Here is a 15528-nt window from a genome sequence, read left to right as displayed (position 1 = left end):
CAATGGCTCTTAAGCAGTTCCGGGTCTTTCCCAAAAGATTTGGCTTCTTCCCCTATATCTGGCTGATCTATCTGGTGTTTCCGATTCTTAACCTTCAGGGGTATAGCGGGCTCAGGCTGATGGCGGGTTATGCGCTGGTCCTGCTGTTCCTGGTTACGTACCGTCAGCTCTACTGGACGGAGGGCAAGCCCTACTCGGCCTGGCTGGGACTGCAAATGTTGATTATTGTGGTGTTATTTATAGGGTATAGCCCCTTCAACTTATATATGGCTTTCTTCACCAGCAACTTCATCGGCTGGTATACCGATTCACGCAACTTTGGGCGGGCCTTGACGATATTTACGGCGATGCTGGCCTCGATGTTCCTGCTGTCCCTGGTACAGTATCAGAGCATGGACATTCTGTTCATGCTGCCTTTTCTGATGATGATGCTGGTGACTCCCTTCGGCATCCGCTCGATTAACCGGCGGCGGGTGCTGGAGAAGGAGCTGGACCAGGCCAATGAGCGGATCAAGGAAATGGTCAAGCGCGAGGAGCGGGTACGGATCGCCCGTGATCTGCACGATACGATGGGACACACGCTGTCGCTGATTACGCTGAAGAGCCAGCTTGTCGAGCGGCTGGTCGTCAAGAATCCCGAGCGGGCGCAGGCGGAGGCCCGTGAGATCCAGCGGACCTCGCGGGCCGCGCTGCGCCAGGTCCGGGAGCTGGTCTCGGAGATGCGAGCGGTCTCAGTCGCCGAAGAGCTGGCCGAGGCTGCGGAGATGCTGCGCAGTGCGGAGATCGCGCTAGAGGTAGAGGGAGATGCGGCACTGCCGGGCGTGTCCGGTCTGACGCAGAGTATTCTCAGCCTGTGCATCAAAGAGGGAATCACCAATATCGTCAAGCATAGCCGTGCGGACCAGTGCCGGATTAGCATCGTAATGACACCCGGGGAGGTACAGATTACGCTGGAGGATAACGGCATAGGGGTAGATGCCAGCGCTTCGGAGGGGACGGAGCGCCGGGACGGCAACGGCATGAAGGGGATGGGCGAGCGGCTGGCCCTGATTGACGGCTCGCTGACGCTTGCTCCAAGGCCCGGCGGGGGAACCATGCTGAGAGTGGTCACACCAAGAGTAGTTAAGGATGGAAAGGATGGGGAAACGGCATGATCAGGATCATAATTGCCGAGGATCAGCGGCTGCTGCGCGGTGCGATGGCATCGCTGCTTGATCTGGAGGAGGATATTGAGGTGGCGGGTGAAGCCGGGGACGGGGCGGAGGCGCTGGCCCTGATCGAACGTGTCCAGCCGGATGTGTGTCTAATGGATATTGAGATGCCGCTGATGAGCGGCCTGGAGGTGGCTGAGATACTGAAATCGCGGGGCTGCGCCACCCGGATTATTATCCTGACCACCTTCGCCCGTCCCGGCTATTTCGAGCGCGGGGTGAAGGCCGGAATCCAGGGATATCTGCTGAAGGATGAGCCGGTGGATAAGCTGGCGGATGCCATCCGCCGTGTGATGGCCGGGGGGCGCGAGGTCTCGCCTGAGCTGGTGTTCGGCAGCCTGCGCGAAGAGAACCCGCTCTCGGACCGGGAGCGGGAGATTCTGAAGCTGGCCGCCGCGGGCCGCAGCGCCGGAGAGATCGCCGCGGCGCTCCACCTCTCCTATGGCACGGTTCGCAACTACATCTCGGAGATCCTCAGCAAGCTTGCGGTCAAGACCCGGATCGAAGCCGTGCGGCTGGCGGAGGATAAGGGCTGGATGTAGGACGGGCGGGTAAGTGAAGGTAAGTGAGGGTAAGTGAGGGTAGTGCCATGAGTGCAAGTAGTGTAGTGAGTGCAGTAAGTGAAGTAGTGCAACAAGTGCCGGTGAGTATACTGGGTGCGAGATGTATGTATGGATGATGGATGGTCAGATGGGTGTGCGGATGTGCGGGTTTGAGTAGTGGCGGGGCCTAAGGGGTACCAGTACATGCGGTATACTTAATTGCACTCCATACAACTAAATCGTCTGATAGATCATTAATGATCCCTATAGCTGCATTTCGTACAACTAACCTGCTTTTTATAGCTTGATATCACTCATTCGGGCAGATTTAGTTGTACAGACTACAGTTATAGGAGACGAGCGATCCTTTTTACTGTTTTTAATTGCACAGACTACAACTACACGGGTGAAGTGGTTCGCAACTTACATTACACCACCTGAGTTTGTTCTAGCCCATTGTATTTTCTACAACAGATGCTCCCTATGTACGAAATACAGCAGAAGTGAATTTAGACTGGAATATAGCAGATTCTATTGCAGTAAATACAATCAGGAAGAGTTATACCGCTACTGACAAGGCAGTGCCGAGTCACGAGGACTGTTGTTACCATAGCAAGGGGCGCAACCGTTACAACTAAGTCACCAGCGCAGCACCCCCTCTTAGCTCTGGTTCTTCGCCTGTTCCTCGCGCATCCACTCTGAGAGCTGGCGCCGCATCCGGAGGAACTCCGGCGAATCGGCGATCTCTTCGCGGCGCGGGCGCGGGAACGGGACCTCCACGGTGTGGAGGACGGAGCCGGGACGCCCGGAGAAGACGTAGATGCGGGTGGAGAGCAGCAGCGCCTCTTCGATGTTGTGGGTGATGAACAGCACGGAGCGGCGGTTCTCCTCCCACAGCTCCAGCAGCCAGCGCTGCATCTGCTCGCGGGTCAGCGCATCGAGCGCGCTGAACGGCTCATCGAGCAGCATCAGCTCCTGCGGCGCGAGCATGGCCCGCAGGAAGGCGGCCCGCTGCTGCATGCCGCCGGACAGCATGTGCGGGTAGGCCCGCTCGAAGCCGCCGAGGCCGATCTTCGCCAACCAGTGGCGCGCAGCCTCGCGGGCCTCCCGCTGCGGGGCGCCTTGCAGCTCGGCGCCAAGCAGGACGTTATCCAGTGTGCTGCGCCACGGGAACAGTGCGGGCTGCTGCGGCATATAGCTGATCTTGCCGCGCTGCCCGGTCACCGGGATGCCGTTCATGCTCACGGTTCCGGTATCCGGCAGCGTAAGGCCGCCGATGATATGGAACAGCGTGCTTTTCCCGCAGCCGGACGGGCCGACAATGGAGACGAATTCCTGCGGCTCCACGGTCAGGGACACCTGATCCAGAACCTGCGTCTCCCGGCGGCGGTGCTGGAACGACTTGCTGATGCCGCTGACTTCGAGCGCAGGCGGCACACTCCGTGTACCCAGGCGTCTATCTCCGTCTGCCTTCTCCAGTTCAATCCTCGTAAGCTCAGACACTTCGTCCAGCCTCCTTCAGTTCATTATGGTTACTTCCGTTTTGGATGATTCTTCCGTACACGTTAAGCTTCCTTGCGCGGCTTCCAGCGCACCAGCCATCTCTCCAGCAGGGCAATGAGCGCGAATAATACGAGACTCAGCAGCACGATAATGGCGATGGCCACGAACATCCGGTCCGCACGGTAAGAGGCCTTCTGCAGTAGCATATAGTAGCCGATCCCTTTGTCGGCGCCGATCCATTCGGCCACCACTGCGCCCATCACCGCATAGGTGGCGGAGATTTTGAGCCCGGAGAACAGGGAGGGCAAGGAGCCGGGAAGCTCCAGCCGGGTGAAGATCTGCCACTTGCCCGCACCGGCCATCTTCATATAGTTCATCATCACCCGGTCGCTTTGGGCCAGTCCGCCCATGGCTGCAACAGCTACGGGGAAGAAGCAGACGAGGGTGATCAGGATGATTTTGGGCAGCAGGCCGAAGCCGAACCAGATAATCAGCAGCGGGGCCAGCGCAATGGAGGGCACATTCTGGCTGAGGATCAGCAGCGGATAGATCGCCCGCTTGACCCAGGGCAGCAGATGCAGCAGCAAGGCGGTGAGCAGGCCGATGCCTGTGCCGACCGGGAAGCCGATCAGGGTCAGCCGCAGCGTGGCGGCGGTGTGCTCCCAGATCCCGGAGGCGTTGTTCTTCGATTCACGCGCGATATCCGACGGGCTGGGCAACTGGTAAGCCGGGATGTCGAACAGCATGACCGATAGCTGCCATATCCCGACAAAAAAGAGGACCGCCACAAAGGGCGGCCACACTAGCTTCCAGGTGCTTCTCACGGCCGGTATTTCTCCGTCAGCTTATCCATGCTGATGCCGCCCGGATTATGGGCGATCTTGATCTGTGAGATGACACTAGGACTGCCGGAAGCGATCAGCGCCTCATGCATGTCACGCACAATATCCAGCAGCTCGGACAGCTCGCCTTCCATGGTAGTCTCCAGCGGATTCACCTGATGCTTCACGCCTGACTTTTGAATGACCTCTATAGCCTTGTCTACGTAAGGGATGGAATCCTCGTTGTTCGGTGTCTTGGGAATTACCTGAATGCTGAGCAGTGTGTTAGCCATGATCAATCATTCCTTTCAAGTTAGGTATAAGATTCCCGCCATGCGGGCTCATTATGATTCCGGCAAAAATTCATTCGTGAACGTACTCTCCGCATCCAGCGGCTTATCCAGCAGCTTCAGGCCGTACATCCAGTCGGCGTAATTCTTCCAGATCTCAAGCTTCTGCTCACCCCAGCGCGGGGCGTCGTCCTTGTATTTCGGGCTAAGCCATTTCTGGCTGGCCAGCACCAGCTTGGGGTCCAGATCAGGTACAGCATCGGACAAGACCGTCGCGGCTTCTTCCGGGTTATCGATAGCGTACTGATATCCCTTGGACGTAGCCTTCAGGAAGGCCTTCACCACTTCAGGATGCTCGGCGATCTCCTTCTCGCTGGTGGTCAGCACCGGTGTGTAGTAATCCAGCTGCGGAGCGTAATCCTTCAGATACAGCATATCCAGCGGCTCCCCGCGCAGCTCCGCTTCCACGCCGGTCCAGGCATAGAAGATCCAGGCGAAGTCAATATCCCGCTTCACAGCTGTAAAAAAGTCCGCTTCGCCGATATTCACCAGCTTCACCTTGGAGACATCCCCGCCTTCGGGGTCCATGATCGCTTTCATGGCAGCCTGCTCCGCAGGGGAGCCCCAGCCTCCGTACGTTTTGCCTTCAAAATCCTTCGGCGTCTTGATATTGCGGTCCTTCGGAGCCGCGAAGCCCGAGGTATTATGCTGAATGATTGCAGCAATCGATACCAGCGGCACATCCTGCAGACGGGCCAGGGTCAGCGCCTCCTGGGCGCTGATGCCGAACTGGGCTTCACCAGAAGTGACCATTGTGTCGGAACCGGCAGCACCAGGCTGTACAATCTGCACATCAAGACCTTCCTCCGCGTAATAGCCCAGCTCCTTGGCAGCATACAGGCCGGTATGATTCGTGTTCGGCGTCCAGTCCAGGGCAATCTTGACCGGGGTCAGAGCCTTAGGTGCATCCGTGGGTGCGGCTGCGGTTGCATCAGGTGCAGCCGTGCTGTTACCGGCAGCAGGTGCGCTGGCCCCCGCATTGCCGCTGTTGTTCCCGCCGCCACATCCCGCGACCGCGAGAACCAGCATGGAGCTGATCAGCAGCAGTCCTGTTTTTTTGACTCCCATTTCTCTTTTTCTCTCCTTCCAGCAACCCCTGGTCTTCAGAGCTTACAGAAACCCTATTCCTGTACATCCTTAGAATCAAAAAAGCGTCCCGATGATCGGGACGCCAGTGACTTGCGTGAGGGGATTCAGCTTCAGTACCGCTCAAGGCACTGTGCTGAATGAAGATTCCTACGCTGGCATTATCCAGATCAGGTGTAAGGGTCAGTATCTTGTGGGATACAATCTCAGCCGGCCAATTCCAGCACCCCTGGTTCTATAAAGTTCACGGGTATTGCTATGTTCTTACGGTGTATTATAGACGGCAGTCCTGCCGTTGTCCACCCTCTGTGTCTTAATCCCTCGTATAATGCCGCTTCTTGCGGCGGCTGCGGATGCCGTTCCAGATCTCTCTCAGCGTTAAGCCGACACTGACGGTGATCCCGGAGAAGGTCAGGAACAGAGCCAGATACTCGAACGCGGAGTACTCCAGCATTTTACTCCAGTCGATCTGGCCCTTCAGATCCTCGATGACCTGATTCATCCCGTATATCCCGCTGATGACCGTGAATACCGTGAGCACCATCAGGAGTGTATCCCGCCGTTTGGCCTGGAATTTGTCCTGGTACTGGAACAGGTCATTCAGGGTCATTTTCACCTCATCGAACAAGGCATCATTGCCATACACCTTACGCAGCTGAAAAAAAATCTCCCGCCCCTGCGACTGCGAGATCAGCTCCAGAAAATAGAATTTGGCCGAGAATTTGTTGATCAGGAAGATCAGATTCTCGATCTCGTCGTTGTCGTGGTTGATGCGCAGCCGGGAGTGGAGGTTGGCGAGCTTCAGCAGCACGATTTTATGAAAAATACTCAGCAGCATTCCGTAATAATACTCGCCGTACATCTGGCTGATCAGCTGGGCGGCAATCTCCGGCTTCGCCCGGCTCACGCAGCAGAAGGTCTGCTCATTGGTCATATAGTAGGTGTCCGGCCCCCAGCGGCTATAGCAATGCTCCCGGGTATACTGCTTGATATAGTCTGGATCACTTGCGCTCATATAGGGGGTGCCGTCGATGCTCAGACCGTCCACTTGGGAGGCCCGGTAGAGCAGCTCGACACTGATCTCTTCCTCATCCTCCGGGAGATTAACGCCGTAGAAGGCCTGCACCAGCATCCGTTCATCGACGAAGAAGGGCAGGGTCTCGAAATAATTGCCATTCGTCTCTGCAGGATCGAGATACGGCTCCAGCCCGGCTGCCAGATGCCTGAACACGAAGTCCTCTACCCGGGCAAAAGACTTCTTATGACAATGGATGAAGGTATGCTCATCCTGAAAGCTTACATCCTCCAGGTTGCGGAACCGGTCGGCGAATTCGAGCACCATGCTGAAGGGGAGATTCTCCTCCTCAATAGCCACTCTTACCGTCAGGAAGCCCAGCTCGAACGGGCAGAGGAACACATCGGTCGACAGCACGTGGAAGGGAATCGTCTGGAAGGGCATTTGCAGCCCGCACAGCAGATCATTGGCCCGGGAAAAGCGGCGGAAGGAATCCCTGTCCTTCTCACGCGGAAACAAGACATGAGCGGCAAACGGAAGATAGCTGCGCTCCATTTTCTCATGGGATACACAGTGATTCTCTCCATAATAGGAATGCTCCAGTTCTTTGTTCTCCAGAAAAAAACGCGTAAATCCATCCTCCTGAAGACTCTCAATCAGCTCTTGATCGACTTCCGCCTTAATCGAAAAGGGGAAAATGAATTGCAGCAAGGCGGTATGCAGAGTGGGCTCGGAATGCGGTATAGCCATGGGTGGGTTCCATCCTTATTCGCAGAATACGGACCTTGTAGCTTCAATTACCCAATTCTCCAGGCGGTTACGCTCAGCACGAATAACAGCGCGGCAAAAGCGGCCAAAAGTCCCGAGGTCTGGGCGATCTGCAGATGATCCATGGACCAGCCGGTCAGCAGCGGCAGTACTGCGCCGCCAATTCCGCCGGAGGCGATCATAATGCTGGGCGTCGATTCTTCCGCGCCGGGCAGCAGCTTACTGGAGAAGACCAGCGCGATCGAGAAGATGCCGGACATGAACAGGCCAAGCAGCAGGATGATCGCAAAAGCGGCAAGCCGGTGACCGGCGAACGGGAAAATAACGAGCAGCAGCAAAGCGGCAAAGCAGCTGACGAGCACATAGATGCGGTAGGAAATTTTCTCGGCGATGACACCGGCGAACAGTCTGCCCGCCGACATGGCGAGCCAGAAGAAGGTCACCGTGAGTGCAGCCGCGGCCTCGCTCATGCCCAGCTTCGCGATGAAGATCGCCGGCATGAAATTCACCAGGCTCATCTCAGTGCCTACATAAAGAAAGAAGAACAGAATGAACAAGCCAAGCACCACCCATTGATTGCCCTTGTAGGGCAAGGACAATCTTCTGGTGGTTCCCGTTGCCGCAGCGCGGTCAGGGCGGGCAGGCCGCTCATTCAGCGCGCTGTCCAGCGGGCCGAAGCTGCTCTTCGCCCAGAAGAGCAGCGAGAGGAGGGAGCAGGCGGCAACGATCAGGAAGGCCAGCCTCCACTGCCCTGCGGCAATCAGCGGACTGGCCGCCAGCGGCATGAGCAGCGCCCCGACACCGAACAGCACCTCCAGCCGGCTCATGGCAACGGCCGTTCCTTCGGTGACTGCGGCTATAATAATCGTGCCGATGACGGCTTCGATCATCCCGAAGCCGAACCCTGCGGCTACGGCAATTACGTACATCCAGCCCCAGGGCGGGAGGAAGGCATAGGCAATCTCGGCGCATAGCAGCAGGCCGGTGGCAATCAGAATGCCGCCGCGCTTGCCGAACCGCCGGTTCAGCAGCGGCGAGACCAGTACGCCGGCCAGGAAGCCCGCGAACTGGCTGAAGATCAGCTCGCCCCCTGCACTGTAGCTGCGGTCATAATGCTGGAGCAGCACTGGCAGAATGGAGCCCAGCACAACATGGGCGAGGCCGATTACGAAATAGGAGAGACAGCCGATCCAGATTAGTTTTTTCAAGAATAAGACTCCTTATGAATCAATTTATGAACAGATGGCGGGATTCAGAATGAACGGGAAGGGTACACTATATTAGGCACAGGTTAATCATAAATCCAAACCAAGGACGTGAATATATAAACTTATATTCACATGAATTTTGAAGGGAGCTGTGACGTCAATGGATAACAAAGAGCTGGAGAAAACAATCATACAGGTGCTGGACGACAACAGGTTCGGTTCCTTCGGCACGATTGAGGCCGGTAACAAGCCTAAGGTGCGTTACATGGCGGTATTTCATGACGGGCTGTCCATCTATCTCGCAACTAACCGCAAGACGCATAAGGTAGAAGAGCTTCAGGATAATCCTAATGCTTGTCTCTTGCTTGGCTATGAACAGGGCGGCGGCAAGGATGTACTGGAGATTGAAGCTACGGTTGCCGTGACGAAGGATGACGGCTTGCGCTCTAAGGTATGGAATGAGTCCCTGGAGAAATGGTTCAAGGGACCGGATGATCCCGATTATGTCATTCTTGAGCTGTCACCTTCACGGATTGAATATATGGGCAAGAACGGTGAGCACGGGGTATGGCAGTCTTAATCGGCTGTCTCCAGTAAAAGGATTGTGGTGGCCGGGAACCGGTGAATCTCCCGCCTAAGCCTAAGTACTGCATAGCCCGGCAATCCGGGCCTCTTACGGACCTTCATGGTTCATAAGGGGCTCTTTTTGCGGCTTCTTTCCTGATCGTGCCGGAGGAATCATGCTATAATGGCCTCAGGTTATCGACATCATGAGGCGGAGGGGATTGCCATGAACTGTGTTGATTGTGCTGACATCGACCCGATAGAGGATCAAGGGGAGCTGAAGCTCCGCCCCTGCTCTGATCCGCTGGCTGCTGCCATCCGGAATGCCGGTTATGAAGCATTTGAGACAAGCAAGACCTGTATCATTCCATATCATCGTAAGGAAGAGCTGTTGAAGCTGATAGAAATGCTAGTGGCGGCTAAGGACATAGCGGACTCCTTATCCGTATGCGTTAAGAGCAAAGGTGCCCCTGCGGCTCCGGACCGGTGGCTGACCTTCGATCAGCTGAAGGTCCGCTTCGCTAACGAGAATCTGGTGTCCATCATTATGAGCCATGATTTTTGCAGCCACATGCAGCCGATTGTGAATTTCAGCGAGGAGATTGTCGGCTTTGAATTTCTGCTGCGCCCGCTGCCCCAGGGCAGTTATTTTCAGCCCTATGAGCTGTTTGAGATTGCCCGGCGGACAGGGTTTCATTCCTTCCTTGACCGGGCCGCCCGGATCTCGGCGATAGAGACCGGCAGTAAGCTGCTGCCCAAGGGCATTAAGCGGTTCATTAACTTCCTGCCCTCTTCTATTTATAATCCCAAGTATTGTCTTACTCATACCTTCGAGGCGATCCGGAGGCTGGACCAGAACCCGGAGGATTATGTATTTGAAGTAGTGGAGACGGAGCAGATCAGCGATATTGCACATCTGCGCGCCATCTTCGCCGAATACCGCCAGCAGGGGATGCGGGTTGCACTGGATGATGTAGGCGCGGGCTACTCGACGGTTGAGCTGATGTCCAGCCTCCAGCCGGATTATGTCAAGGTTGACCGTAGCCTGATCAGCTTCTGTGACCGGGATGAGGGGAAGCAGCGGATGCTTAGAGAGATTATCTCCAGGGCTGGCGAATTCGGTGCAAGCCTGCTGGCTGAAGGCATTGAACGCCGTGAGGAATTCCTGGTCTGCCGTGATCTCGGTATGGACCTGGGACAAGGCTATCTGTTCGGGCTGCCGGAGGATAAGCCGCCGGGAAGGTTCGGAATTACGGCCTGAACAGCAAGTATGATTCTCCCCGGATACCGGCAGACCTCAAGACTGCCGGTATCCGGGGATTTGTTTTGCCAGTTGAAGAAAGAAAGGACGGAGAACAACGTGAGTGTAACCCTATTGTACGTAGAAGATGACCGGGAGATCGGCAGTGTAGTAGCGGCAGACCTGCGGGAACGGGAATATGCTGTGCGCTGGCTGGAGAGCGGAGACGGGGCGCTTGAAGCTGCAGAGGGCTGCCAGCTTGCGATTCTGGATGTGATGCTGCCGGGGCTGGACGGCTTCACCGTCGGCCAGCGGCTGAAGCGGGCCTATCCGGAGCTGCCGGTTCTGATGCTCTCGGCGCGCACTTCCATTGACGATAAGCTTCAGGGGCTGGACTTCGCGGATGATTATCTGACCAAGCCGTTTCATCCCGATGAGCTGGCGGCGAGAATCGAGGTTCTGCTGAGAAGAAGCGGAGCTGCCGCGCCCGCTCAGCTGACCCTTAAGCATCTGGTTGTCAGACCGGGGAGCAGTGTGGTCACGGAAGCCGCGACCGGACGGGAGATTATGCTTACCGGCAAGCAGTTTCAGATCTTCTCTTATCTGCTGCGGCATCTGGGCCAGATTCTGACCAAGGAGCAGATCTATGAGGCGGTCTGGGGGGAGAGCTACATCGAAGGCGACAAGACGCTGATGGTACATATCCGTTATCTGCGCGAGAAGCTGGAGCTTGATCCGGCCGCGCCGGAGATTATTGAGACGGTGAGGGGAATCGGCTACCGGGTGAGAGGGTGAAGAGGGCAGGGCGTTTCCAGCTGCTGCACCGTTCGCTGCTTTTTCGCTATCTGCTCATTATCGTAGCTGCACTGCTGTTCGTGCCGGTTGTTATTCCGCTGACGATTGCTCTGTACAGTATCTTCGGGGGGCTTACTCATACAAGTCCACCCGAGGAGTATAAGCAGTATTCCAGTGTGGATACGCTGGAGATGATGTGGCATGAGGAAGCCCGCAAGCTCCTTGACCAGTCCCCTGCGGATATCACCCGGCGGCTGTCGGCCTTAAGCGAAGCCTACCCGCTGTCGAGAATATTCTGGGTCGATCATGCGGGCATAACCCAGCTGGTGACAGAGCCCTCAGGACCGCCGCTGCTCCAGACGGGAGAGGCTCCGGCTGTTCCCGGCCGGTGGAGCGCCGCTGAAGCGGTATCCTTCATGAAGGACAGTGCGGCACTGAAGCCGCTGGCGATTGTCGCATTTATAGGAGACCGGGCAGAGGCCGCCGAGGGCTTCATGGTTATGCAGATTCCTGAGGATATTACGGAGAGCAAGTATGCGGCAGGATTGGATAAATGGTATACGATGGCCATGCTGGTGTTCTTCCTTCTGTTCATCACCAGCTCCTGGCTCTTCTTCATCATGATCCGCAGAAGGCTGCTGCGGCTGCAGACCGCTATGGCGTTCACCGGGCAGGAGGGCTTGCCGCAGATTGTTCCGCCGGGGAAGCCGGATGAGATCGGGCATCTGGAGGAAGCATTCAATACCATGGTGACGGAGCTTAAGGCAGGCCGTGCCAGAGAGGCGGAAGAAGAGGCGCTGCGCAAGCGGCTGGTAGCCGATCTGTCGCATGATCTGCGGACTCCGCTGACCGTCATTCGCAGCCACCTCCATGTACTGGGCAAGGAGCCGTTGTCACCGCACGGCCAGTCCTCCCTTGAGCTGATGGATCAGCGGATCGAGAGCCTGGGCATCCTGATTGAGAACCTGCTGTCCTACAATCTGCTGAACAGCGGACGCATCGCGCTGACTCTGGAACGCCGGGATGTGCTGAGACTGGTACGGGAGAGCGCCGCCGCCTGGTATCCCGTCTGGGAGAAGGAGGGGTACCGGATCGATATTGATCTGGAGGCTGCGCCGCTGTACTGGGAGATCGATGACAGCTGGTTCCGCAGAGTGCTGGATAATTTGTTTCAGAACATTCTGCGTCATGCGCGCAGCGGATTATATGTAGGCATTCTTACGGAGATCCGTGAGGGCAACCGGGTGATTATCATCTCGGATCACGGCGGCGGCCTTGCGCAGAGCACGGATTCCGCCGGAGCAGGTCTGGGACTGTCCATTGTCGACCTGCTGCTGAAGCGGATGGACCTGGAGTGGAGCATGGAGAGTACAGCGAAGGGTACCGAGGTTGTGATCTGGAAGCGGGACGCCTGAACAATTTAAACAAAATTTAAACCGGCTGCTTCTGTGCTTTTAACCTTGGGGCGTTATGCTGTTACCGAGGTGAAGAGAATGAAGGATACAGTGATAGAGACAAGAAATCTGCTTAAGGAATACCGCGGCCGTGCGGCAGTGAAGAACCTGAATCTCAATATTACAAAAGGGGAGATCTACGGCTTCCTCGGACCGAACGGTGCCGGCAAGACAACAACCATCCGCATGCTGCTCGGCCTGATCAAGCCGACCTCCGGCAGCATTGAAATCTTCGGCAAGGAGCTGCGTGCGAACCGGATGCAGATTCTGCGCAAGGTAGGCTCGCTGGTGGAATCGCCGTCCTACTACGGGCATCTGAGTGCATGGGACAACCTGGAGGCGATCCGTCGCATTCTGGGTGTGCCCAAGGTGCGTATTGCCGAGGTGCTGGAGATCGTAGCGCTTACCGGGGAGGAGAAGCGGCCGGTCAAGGGCTTCTCGCTGGGCATGAAGCAGCGGCTGGGGATTGCGGCAGCCCTGCTGGGCAGCCCGGAGCTGCTGATTCTCGATGAGCCGACCAACGGACTGGACCCGTCAGGCATACAGGAGATCCGCTCCCTGATTAAGCGGCTGCCTGGAGAGCAAGGCATTACGGTTCTGGTATCCAGCCATCTGCTGAGCGAGATTGAGCAAATGGCCGGTACGGTCGGCATTATCCGCGAGGGACAGATGGTCTACCAGGATACCATTTCCCATCTCCAGCAGCAGGCGGCAGGCCATCTGCGCCTTGCGTTATCGGAGCCGGAGACTGCGCTGATGACGGCGGTGCGGCGCGGCTGCGGCGGCGAGCTGCAGGAAGGCCGGCTGGTCCTGCCCCGGATGAGTGATGCGAGAGTATCGCTGCTGGTCAAAGAGCTGGTCGAGGAAGGCCATGCAATCTACAGGGTAGAGGAGCACAGGCAATCTCTGGAGGAATTCTTCCTGCAGGTGGTTGGGGGAGAGGAGCTATGATGTGGCGTGCGCTGTCGGCGGACTGGCTTAAGATACGCGGCAAAGGTATATGGTTCCTCGCCTTCCTTGGCCCGCTGGGCCTCATCGCCATGCAGGGACTGAATTTCGGCCTCCGTTATGACTACCTTCGCGGGCAGTACCGGGAGGACCTGTGGGGTGGCCTGCTCAGTGAGATCGTGCCCTTCGTGCCGATTGCCCTATATCTGGGCGGTACACTGATCTGCTCTCTGATTGCGAATGTCGAACATCAGACCAGCTCATGGAAGCAGCTTCTGGCGCTGCCTGTCTCCCGTACGGCTGTGTTCATGGCGAAGCTGCTGCTCTGCCTGCTGCTGCTTATCGTGTCCTGCCTGCTGCTGTCAGCAGGAACTGTCGTCCTCGGGCTGCTGCTCGGCTTCGGCGCTCAGCCGATACCGCTTGCGGACATCCTGCGGATGGGCTTCGCCGCTTACGCTGGGGCCATGCCTGTTATTGCACTTCAGCTGTGGCTCTCTCTATCCAGCCGGAACCAGACCCTTCCGGTATCGTTGGGATTGACACTCTCGCTGGTCAGCCCGTTCGGTGTGTACTTCACGGAATGGGTCCCGCTCTCCTGGCCGGCCTTGGCCTGGAGCGATCCGCGTCCTTGGCTGTTCAGCGGAGCCGGTCTGTTGCTTGGACTCCTGGTACTACTGCCGGGAGCCATACATTTCGCGCGAAAGGATGTGGACTGAATATGCGGACTTTCCTGCGAATATTGTCTGCGGAGGGCATGAAGATAGCCGGATTCCGCACCTGGCTGTTAATTCTGCTCAGTCCGCTGGTCTCTCTGCCGATAGGCGCGCTTTCGGACATGCAAGAGGATAGGGTGATAACCTGGCAGGTTCTGCTGAGCACAATGTCAGCGGTACATGCGCTGCTGTTTCTTCCGGTACTCTCTGGGCTCTTCGCCGCTTTAATCTGCCGCAATGAGCATAGTGACGGCGGCTGGAAGCAGCTCCTGGCGCTTCCGGTTACACGGACCTCCGTATATTTTGCCAAATATGCATTAATTGTAGCGCTGCTGGGTGCGGTTCAGCTGCTGTTTCTTGCAGGGGTTCTGGGAGTGGGATGGTATCGGGGTGCAGAAGGGGGAGTTCCCTGGGGGCTGCTGCTGAACAGCCTGTTCGGAGGCTGGTTTGCCTGCCTGCCGCTGGCTGCACTGCAACTGGCGATATCTCAAGGCTGGAGCAGCTTTGGCGCCCCGCTTGCGCTGAATGTCTGCTTCACCATTCCTAACATACTGATTGCCAATTCTTCCACCTACGGTCCTTATTATCCATGGGTGCAGCCGACGCTGGCCATGTCCCCCTTCGGCGAAGAACGGTTCGGCGCCTTCAACCTGCCGCTGGAGAGCCTGATGATTGTCGTGGCGGGGAGCCTGCTTCTGTTCCTGGGTGCTGGCTTGATAGCCTTTTGGCGTAAGGCGGTATAAGATTCCCTTCTCCATGGACATTGGACGCCATTTTTTCTATAATTAATCGTAGAAGATACTATTAAGCGCCGGTGATGCCGGATGAGCATATGGAGGAGGGCGGGAGCATGGAACCAGCGGCACTTGAAGAATGCGACAACACCTGTAATGGTTCCGAACTGGAACCGGAATCTATGGCCTTGATTCTGCCGGACCGTGAGATCACAGATAAGATGGCAGAAATGTTCAAGGCACTGGGTGATCCGACAAGAGTTCGGCTGATCTACGCGTTATCCCAGCAGGAGCTATGTGTGCATGACTTGTCCTCCATACTGGATATGGGACAGTCGGCAGTCTCCCATCAGCTCCGCTATCTGCGGAACCTGCGGATTGTGAAGCGCCGCAAGGAAGGCAAGACCGTATATTATTCGCTGAACGATGCACATGTGGAGCAGATCTTCCTGCAGACTCATGAGCATATCCGGCATGAATAGATTGTCCTGATAGGAAAAGGGTTGTCCCAACGCCAGTAATGGTTTGGGGCAGCCCTTTTATATTATGATGTGCGATAAAGCAAATATATGTGGA

16 protein-coding genes and 1 riboswitch are annotated in these 15528 nt (G+C 56.7%); of the genes, 10 read left to right on the top strand and 6 right to left on the bottom strand.

The features are described from left to right. The first annotated feature begins 2 nt into the window (after nucleotides 1–2). Nucleotides 3–1154, top strand: coding sequence for a sensor histidine kinase (locus NSS64_RS26535; protein ID WP_341142093.1), 1152 nt, complete (start codon nucleotides 3–5; stop codon nucleotides 1152–1154). Then, nucleotides 1151–1753 carry a response regulator transcription factor gene (locus NSS64_RS26530; protein ID WP_340945144.1) on the top strand — a complete coding sequence of 201 codons (603 nt, stop codon included), beginning with the start codon at nucleotides 1151–1153 and terminating at the stop codon, nucleotides 1751–1753. Before NSS64_RS26535 ends, NSS64_RS26530 begins: the two co-directional genes overlap by 4 nt. Nucleotides 1754–2413: 660 nt before the next feature. Here the strand turns inward: NSS64_RS26530 and NSS64_RS26525 are convergent. The 6 genes from NSS64_RS26525 to NSS64_RS26500 all read right to left on the bottom strand — a co-directional run bounded on the left by NSS64_RS26525 (nucleotide 2414) and on the right by NSS64_RS26500 (nucleotide 8504). Further along, on the bottom strand, nucleotides 2414–3238 hold the full coding sequence (locus NSS64_RS26525; protein WP_341142906.1) for an ABC transporter ATP-binding protein: 825 nt from the start codon (nucleotides 3236–3238) through the stop codon (nucleotides 2414–2416). An 80-nt stretch (nucleotides 3239–3318) separates the two neighbouring features. After that, nucleotides 3319–4080, bottom strand: coding sequence for an ABC transporter permease (locus NSS64_RS26520; protein ID WP_340945142.1), 762 nt, complete (start codon nucleotides 4078–4080; stop codon nucleotides 3319–3321). Continuing rightward, complete coding sequence (locus NSS64_RS26515) at nucleotides 4077–4370, bottom strand: thiamine-binding protein (protein ID WP_209994420.1); 294 nt, start codon at nucleotides 4368–4370, stop codon at nucleotides 4077–4079. Before NSS64_RS26515 ends, NSS64_RS26520 begins: the two co-directional genes overlap by 4 nt. A 51-nt stretch (nucleotides 4371–4421) precedes the next feature. Next, a complete protein-coding gene (locus tag NSS64_RS26510) occupies nucleotides 4422–5495 on the bottom strand; it encodes an ABC transporter substrate-binding protein (protein ID WP_341142092.1) in 1074 nt (357 codons plus the stop codon). Nucleotides 5496–5643: 148 nt separating this feature from the next. Continuing rightward, a riboswitch (TPP riboswitch) is annotated at nucleotides 5644–5754 on the bottom strand. A gap of 72 nt (nucleotides 5755–5826) precedes the next feature. Beyond that, the gene (locus NSS64_RS26505) at nucleotides 5827–7278 is read right to left on the bottom strand and encodes a hypothetical protein (protein ID WP_341142091.1); all 1452 of its coding nucleotides are present in this window, start codon (nucleotides 7276–7278) and stop codon (nucleotides 5827–5829) included. 47 nt (nucleotides 7279–7325) lie between these two features. Next, entirely contained in the window at nucleotides 7326–8504 is a 1179-nt protein-coding gene (locus NSS64_RS26500) for an MFS transporter (RefSeq protein WP_341142090.1), read from the bottom strand. A 160-nt stretch (nucleotides 8505–8664) separates the two neighbouring features. Between NSS64_RS26500 and NSS64_RS26495 the strand changes: the two genes are divergently transcribed. The 8 genes from NSS64_RS26495 (at nucleotide 8665) to NSS64_RS26460 (ending at nucleotide 15434) form a co-directional block, all read left to right on the top strand. Then, complete coding sequence (locus NSS64_RS26495) at nucleotides 8665–9084, top strand: pyridoxamine 5'-phosphate oxidase family protein (RefSeq protein WP_340945129.1); 420 nt, start codon at nucleotides 8665–8667, stop codon at nucleotides 9082–9084. A 210-nt stretch (nucleotides 9085–9294) separates the two neighbouring features. Continuing rightward, complete coding sequence (locus tag NSS64_RS26490; protein ID WP_340945126.1) at nucleotides 9295–10329, top strand: EAL domain-containing protein; 1035 nt, start codon at nucleotides 9295–9297, stop codon at nucleotides 10327–10329. Between the two features lie 99 nt (nucleotides 10330–10428). Next, nucleotides 10429–11103, top strand: coding sequence for a response regulator transcription factor (locus NSS64_RS26485; RefSeq protein ID WP_340946767.1), 675 nt, complete (start codon nucleotides 10429–10431; stop codon nucleotides 11101–11103). Beyond that, nucleotides 11100–12518 (top strand): sensor histidine kinase, encoded by a 1419-nt coding sequence (locus NSS64_RS26480; protein ID WP_341142089.1) that lies wholly within the window; start codon nucleotides 11100–11102, stop codon nucleotides 12516–12518. Before NSS64_RS26485 ends, NSS64_RS26480 begins: the two co-directional genes overlap by 4 nt. Before the next feature lie 78 nt (nucleotides 12519–12596). After that, the gene (locus NSS64_RS26475; RefSeq protein WP_341142088.1) at nucleotides 12597–13508 is read left to right on the top strand and encodes an ABC transporter ATP-binding protein; all 912 of its coding nucleotides are present in this window, start codon (nucleotides 12597–12599) and stop codon (nucleotides 13506–13508) included. Further along, complete coding sequence (locus NSS64_RS26470) at nucleotides 13505–14221, top strand: ABC transporter permease (protein ID WP_340945119.1); 717 nt, start codon at nucleotides 13505–13507, stop codon at nucleotides 14219–14221. The genes NSS64_RS26475 and NSS64_RS26470 overlap by 4 nt, the downstream gene beginning before the upstream one ends. Nucleotides 14222–14223: 2 nt before the next feature. Continuing rightward, the gene (locus NSS64_RS26465) at nucleotides 14224–14961 is read left to right on the top strand and encodes an ABC transporter permease (protein ID WP_341142087.1); all 738 of its coding nucleotides are present in this window, start codon (nucleotides 14224–14226) and stop codon (nucleotides 14959–14961) included. A gap of 107 nt (nucleotides 14962–15068) precedes the next feature. After that, complete coding sequence (locus NSS64_RS26460; protein ID WP_036732785.1) at nucleotides 15069–15434, top strand: ArsR/SmtB family transcription factor; 366 nt, start codon at nucleotides 15069–15071, stop codon at nucleotides 15432–15434. Nucleotides 15435–15528: the final 94 nt, after the last annotated feature.

Source organism: Paenibacillus sp. FSL H8-0122 (assembly GCF_038005345.1).
Taxonomy (GTDB): domain Bacteria; phylum Bacillota; class Bacilli; order Paenibacillales; family Paenibacillaceae; genus Paenibacillus_AQ.
The sequence above is the reverse complement of the archived record's forward strand: the minus strand, read 5'-3'. Positions and strand labels throughout refer to the sequence as shown.

Excerpts from the sequence above, each read along its gene's own strand:
- NSS64_RS26535 (WP_341142093.1), top strand. The coding sequence starts at position 3 with ATGGCTCTTAAGCAGTTCCGGGTCTTTCCCAAAAGATTTGGCTTCTTC.
- NSS64_RS26530 (WP_340945144.1), top strand. The coding sequence starts at position 1,151 with ATGATCAGGATCATAATTGCCGAGGATCAGCGGCTGCTGCGCGGTGCG.
- NSS64_RS26515 (WP_209994420.1), bottom strand. The coding sequence starts at position 4,370 with ATGGCTAACACACTGCTCAGCATTCAGGTAATTCCCAAGACACCGAAC.
- NSS64_RS26510 (WP_341142092.1), bottom strand. The coding sequence starts at position 5,495 with ATGGGAGTCAAAAAAACAGGACTGCTGCTGATCAGCTCCATGCTGGTT.
- NSS64_RS26505 (WP_341142091.1), bottom strand. The coding sequence starts at position 7,278 with ATGGCTATACCGCATTCCGAGCCCACTCTGCATACCGCCTTGCTGCAA.
- NSS64_RS26495 (WP_340945129.1), top strand. The coding sequence starts at position 8,665 with ATGGATAACAAAGAGCTGGAGAAAACAATCATACAGGTGCTGGACGAC.
- NSS64_RS26490 (WP_340945126.1), top strand. The coding sequence starts at position 9,295 with ATGAACTGTGTTGATTGTGCTGACATCGACCCGATAGAGGATCAAGGG.
- NSS64_RS26475 (WP_341142088.1), top strand. The coding sequence starts at position 12,597 with ATGAAGGATACAGTGATAGAGACAAGAAATCTGCTTAAGGAATACCGC.
- NSS64_RS26470 (WP_340945119.1), top strand. The coding sequence starts at position 13,505 with ATGATGTGGCGTGCGCTGTCGGCGGACTGGCTTAAGATACGCGGCAAA.
- NSS64_RS26465 (WP_341142087.1), top strand. The coding sequence starts at position 14,224 with ATGCGGACTTTCCTGCGAATATTGTCTGCGGAGGGCATGAAGATAGCC.
- NSS64_RS26460 (WP_036732785.1), top strand. The coding sequence starts at position 15,069 with ATGGAACCAGCGGCACTTGAAGAATGCGACAACACCTGTAATGGTTCC.